The sequence below is a fragment of the Stenotrophomonas sp. STEN038 genome, from assembly GCF_056759895.1.
The window spans coordinates 1-4,272 of the sequence record NZ_JBRRDW010000108.1; the positions used below are offsets into that span (position 1 = coordinate 1).

The 4,272-nt window shown below is 66.5% G+C and carries 5 protein-coding genes and 1 pseudogene; 5 read left to right on the forward strand and 1 reads right to left on the reverse strand.

Annotated features, from left to right (window positions below; genetic code table 11):
- Positions 1 to 259 precede the first annotated feature (259 nt).
- Positions 260 to 679: a classical arabinogalactan protein 4 gene (locus tag ACVOLS_RS21365; RefSeq protein ID WP_481547292.1), complete on the reverse strand. Its 420-nt coding sequence runs from the start codon at positions 677 to 679 to the stop codon at positions 260 to 262.
- Positions 680 to 803: 124 nt separating this feature from the next.
- Here ACVOLS_RS21365 and msrB point away from each other — a divergent pair.
- The 5 genes and pseudogenes from msrB to ACVOLS_RS21390 all read left to right on the forward strand — a co-directional run.
- Positions 804 to 1,265: pseudogene (gene msrB / locus ACVOLS_RS21370) on the forward strand (peptide-methionine (R)-S-oxide reductase MsrB); the annotation flags it as partial.
- 201 nt (positions 1,266 to 1,466) lie between these two features.
- Positions 1,467 to 2,321, forward strand: coding sequence for a flagellar motor stator protein MotA (gene motA / locus ACVOLS_RS21375; protein ID WP_481509820.1), 855 nt, complete (start codon positions 1,467 to 1,469; stop codon positions 2,319 to 2,321).
- 10 nt (positions 2,322 to 2,331) lie between these two features.
- Complete coding sequence (gene motB, locus ACVOLS_RS21380; RefSeq protein WP_481547293.1) at positions 2,332 to 3,285, forward strand: flagellar motor protein MotB; 954 nt, start codon at positions 2,332 to 2,334, stop codon at positions 3,283 to 3,285.
- 67 nt (positions 3,286 to 3,352) lie between these two features.
- Positions 3,353 to 3,835: a hypothetical protein gene (locus tag ACVOLS_RS21385; RefSeq protein WP_481547294.1), complete on the forward strand. Its 483-nt coding sequence runs from the start codon at positions 3,353 to 3,355 to the stop codon at positions 3,833 to 3,835.
- A 14-nt stretch (positions 3,836 to 3,849) separates the two neighbouring features.
- Positions 3,850 to 4,128: a DUF4031 domain-containing protein gene (locus ACVOLS_RS21390; protein WP_481547295.1), complete on the forward strand. Its 279-nt coding sequence runs from the start codon at positions 3,850 to 3,852 to the stop codon at positions 4,126 to 4,128.
- Positions 4,129 to 4,272 lie beyond the last annotated feature (144 nt).

Consider the following 4,272-nt stretch of genomic DNA (forward strand, 5'->3'; position numbering starts at 1 on the left):
GGGTCCCCTCCCAGCCGCGCCCGCGCCTCACCCCCCACCCCCACCTGTCGTCCCGCCACAGGCGCGGCTTAGGCGATACGGGTGAGGCCCTTTTGCCGAGCATGGCTCGGCGCTACGCCCCCTCCCTTTGGACGCAGGCCAAGGGGAGGGCTGGGGAGGGGTCGCCTTTAGCTTGCGACGCTCCTGCCGAGCATGGCTCGGCACTACAACGATGCTCTATCGATGAAGCCTCTGCCGAGCATGGCTCGGCACTACAGGTTCAACGTGTGCCGGCTGGCGGCGGCACTACCTGCTGCCCAACACCACTGGGCACGGTGTCGTAATAGCGATTGGTGCGTGTATCCAACACCCGGCCCGGGCTGGTCTGGCGCATCTGCGGCGCCGGCTGGCCCTTGCTGTCGTAGATCGGGCGCACGGGCTGCGGCGGCTGGGTGATCGGCTTTACCTTCGGTGTTGGCTTGGGCTTGGTGACCGGTCGTGGCGGTAGCGGCCGCACATCCTCCTGCTGTGGATCGGAGGGAACCGTTACCGGCTGCCGCGACGGCGGTGGCGGTGGCGGTGGCGGTGGCAGCGTCACCGCACGCGTTGCGGTCGGCGACGGTGGCTGCTGCAATTGCGCCTGCGCGAACAACGGCACGAGCGCCAGCACTGCCAACGTCAGATACGTCATCCGTTTCATCGGCATTTCCCCGTTCTTCCACCTGCCGAGCATGCGCCGGCACAGCTTGCGCCGCCATGAATGCGCGCTTGGACTGGCCCCTGCCCGCCCCTACCATTGATATCTGTCCCACGGATGCCGCGCCATGACTGCCTTCGATCTAACCCCTCCCAGCACCACCCAACGCGATGCCATGATCGCCGGGCTCAGCAACGAGGAACAGCGCGTGCTGCTGCATCACGGCACCGAGGCGCCGTTCTGCGGCGTGTTCCTGGATAACAAGCGTGACGGTGTGTATTGCTGCCGCCTGTGCGCGCTGCCGCTGTTCCGCTCCAGCACCAAGTTCGACTCGGGCACTGGCTGGCCCAGCTTCTTCGCCCCGTTCGATCCGGCGCATGTACGCGAAATCCGCGACATCAGCCACGGCATGATCCGCACCGAGATTGTCTGCGCACGTTGCGGCAGTCATCTTGGCCACGTGTTCCCGGATGGCCCGCCGCCGACCTTTGAACGGCATTGCCTGAACTCGGTGTCACTGGGGTTTGTCGAGAACGGCCAGCCGTATCCGGATCCGCTGCAGCGTGGTGGTGCCGAGGCAGAGCCAGCAGCGTACCCAAGCGCGCCACCTTTAGTGCCCAGCCATGCTCGGCAGGGGCCTTCCCGTGTAGTGCCGAGCCATGCGCGGCAGAAGCGTTTCCGGTAAAGCCCCAGCCGAGCATGGCTCGGCTCTACAGGGGCTGTTGCGCCCAGCCTACAGATTTTCCGCTGACGGCCGACAACGGGATATCCCCTCCCCTTGTCTGCCCCCATGCTTATCATCGTTGGCCTGCTCGTTGTCATTTTCGCTGTCCTGGGCGGCTACGTCGGTGCGCATGGCCGCTTGGGCGCGCTGTGGCAGCCCTACGAGCTGGTGATCATCGGTGGCGCCTCGTTCGGCGCGTTCCTGATCGCCACCCCGCTCAAGACCGTCAAGCAGACCTTGCGGGCCACGCTCAGCGTGTTCAAGGGCCCGCAATACAAGCAGCAGGACTACCTGGATGTGCTCAGCCTGCTCTATGAACTGCTCAACAAAGCCCGCCGCGAAGGCTTCATGGCGCTGGAAGAACACGTCGAGAACCCGCAGGACAGCGCGGTATTCGCCAACTACCCGAAAGTGCTGGCCGACCACCATCTGCTGGACTTCATCACCGACTGCCTGCGGCTGATGATCGGCTCCAACATCGAGCCGCATGAGCTGGAACCGCTGCTGGAACTGGAGCTGGAAAAGCACCACCACGAGGCGATGGAACCGGCCCACGTGCTCAACAAGGTCGCCGATGGCCTGCCCGGCTTCGGCATCGTCGCCGCGGTGCTGGGCATCGTCATCACCATGGGCTCGATCGGTGGCGACATCAAGGAAGTAGGCGCCCACGTGGCCGGCGCGCTGGTCGGCACGTTCCTTGGCATCCTGCTGGGTTATGGCTTCGTCGGCCCGCTGGCCGCGGCGCTGGAAGCACGCGCCGAGCAGGACGCACGCATCTACGAATCGGTGAAGACCGCGCTGCTGGCCTGCCTGCGTGGCTACAACCCGAAGATCGCGCTGGAATTCGCCCGCAAGACCGTGCCCTCGGCACTGCGCCCGGGCTTCAGTGATTTCGAGCAGCACCTGAAGTCGATCAAGTAAGGCGCGCGCCATGACCGAGACCAAACCCACGGTGATCGTACGCCGGGTGAAAAAAATCCAGGGCGGCGGCCACCACGGCGGTTCGTGGAAGGTGGCCTACGCCGACTTCGTCACCGCGATGATGGCCTTCTTCATGGTGCTGTGGCTGATGGCTGCCACCACCAAGCCCGAGCGCGCGGCGATTTCCGAATACTTCCGCAACCCCAGCCCGCTGGCCGGCAGCAGCAGTACCCCGGCGCCGGGCATGGCCGGGCCCGGCGGCGCCAGCACCTCGATGATCAAGCTGGGCGGTGCCACCGATGTGTCGCGCGGCAACAGCAATGATCCCTTCCAGAACCAGCAGGAAGCGGTGCCCACGCCGGTACAGGAGCGCGAGCGCGACAAGCAACGCCTGGAAGCCCTGAAGCAGGAGCTGCAGGAAGCGATCAGCAAGAGCCAGGCGCTGGAGCCGTTCAAGGACCAGCTGCTGCTCGACATCACCCCGGAAGGCCTGCGCATCCAGATCGTGGACAAGCAGAACCGGCCGATGTTCGACCTCGGCAGCGCGCGGTTGATGCCGTATACGCAGACGATCCTGGTGGAGCTGTCGCGCTACATCAACCAGGTGCCCAACCACATCAGCCTCACCGGCCATACCGACACCACCGCCTATTCCACCCAGGTCGGCTACGGCAACTGGGAGCTGAGTGCGGACCGCGCCAATGCCGCGCGGCGTGCGCTGCTGGAAGGCGGCATGGATCCGGCCAAGGTGGCGCGAGTGGTCGGATTGGCGTCCTCGGTGCTGTTCGACAAGAGCAACCCGCAGAACCCGATCAACCGCCGCATCAGCATCGTGGTGATGAGCCAGGAAGCCGAAGCGGCGGCACTGAATCAGGCCGACAGCCTGCCGGTGCCGGTAACCGCCGTCGTCCCGGCGACCGCTGCAGCAGCCCCGGCGGAAGGGGTAAGCGACGGCCCCGGCTGAGCCCTGTTCCGGCAGCAGGGGCCCGGTGCGCCTACAATGGGCATCGTTTTCCTATCAGCCGAACATCATGTCCAAGCTCTCCAAAGCCAAGCGCGACAAGCGCAAGAAGCAGGCCCCGCGCCGCCCGTTCGCCCGCCTGAACGCCCAGCAGCAGGTGCAGAACCACGCCGTGCTGGTCAACGAAGAAGGCCAGGTCGTGGCCGCCATCGGCCTGCAGGGCAACGAGTGGCTGCTGGCCATCGGCGGCCAGACCATGGGCAATGCAGACAACCCGGTACCGATGCTGGCCATGCTCAAGCACCTGGCCAATGTGCAGGAGAAGGAAGGCCGCAAGGTCACCCTGGAATACTCCGCAGCGCTGCAGCAGATGATCGACGACCTGGCCGCTGACGAAGGCAAGACCGCCGACGATTACCTGGCTGGTCTGGTGTCCGAATTTGAAGGCATCGAAGGCGAGGAAGCCGCTGAGGCGGCTGCTGACGACGCCGCGGGAGAGACCATCGCGATCGCCGAAGAAGTCCCGGCTGACGACGACAAGCCCAAGGCCTGAGTCCAGGGCTGAACGTGACGGTCTATATCGACGATGCGGTACATCCCTGGCGCGGTGAGCGCTGGGCGCATCTGATGGCCGACACCTTGCCCGAGCTGCATGCGCTGGCGCAGCAGCTCGGGATTCCCCGCAGGGCCTTCCAGAACCGCCCCAGCGGCGTGCACTACGATGTGCCCGCGCCGCTGCGTGCGCAGGCGATTGTGCTCGGTGCGCAGGCGATATCGCGGCATACCGATCGCGCGCAGATGCGGCGGGTGATTGCCAATGCGCGGGCGTTGTACCAGCCGGATTAACAGGCGAACCTGTAGTGGGGGGGGGGGGGGGGGGGGGGGGGGGGGCCGCGGGGGGGCGGCGGCCGCCCGGGGGGGGCCCGGGGGGGGGGGGGGCGGGAGGGGGGGGCGGGGAGGGGGGGGGGGGCACGCCGCCCCCGCACCGCC

Excerpts from the sequence above, each read along its gene's own strand:
- motA (WP_481509820.1), top strand. The coding sequence starts at position 1,467 with ATGCTTATCATCGTTGGCCTGCTCGTTGTCATTTTCGCTGTCCTGGGC.
- ACVOLS_RS21385 (WP_481547294.1), top strand. The coding sequence starts at position 3,353 with ATGTCCAAGCTCTCCAAAGCCAAGCGCGACAAGCGCAAGAAGCAGGCC.
- motB (WP_481547293.1), top strand. The coding sequence starts at position 2,332 with ATGACCGAGACCAAACCCACGGTGATCGTACGCCGGGTGAAAAAAATC.
- ACVOLS_RS21365 (WP_481547292.1), bottom strand. The coding sequence starts at position 679 with ATGAAACGGATGACGTATCTGACGTTGGCAGTGCTGGCGCTCGTGCCG.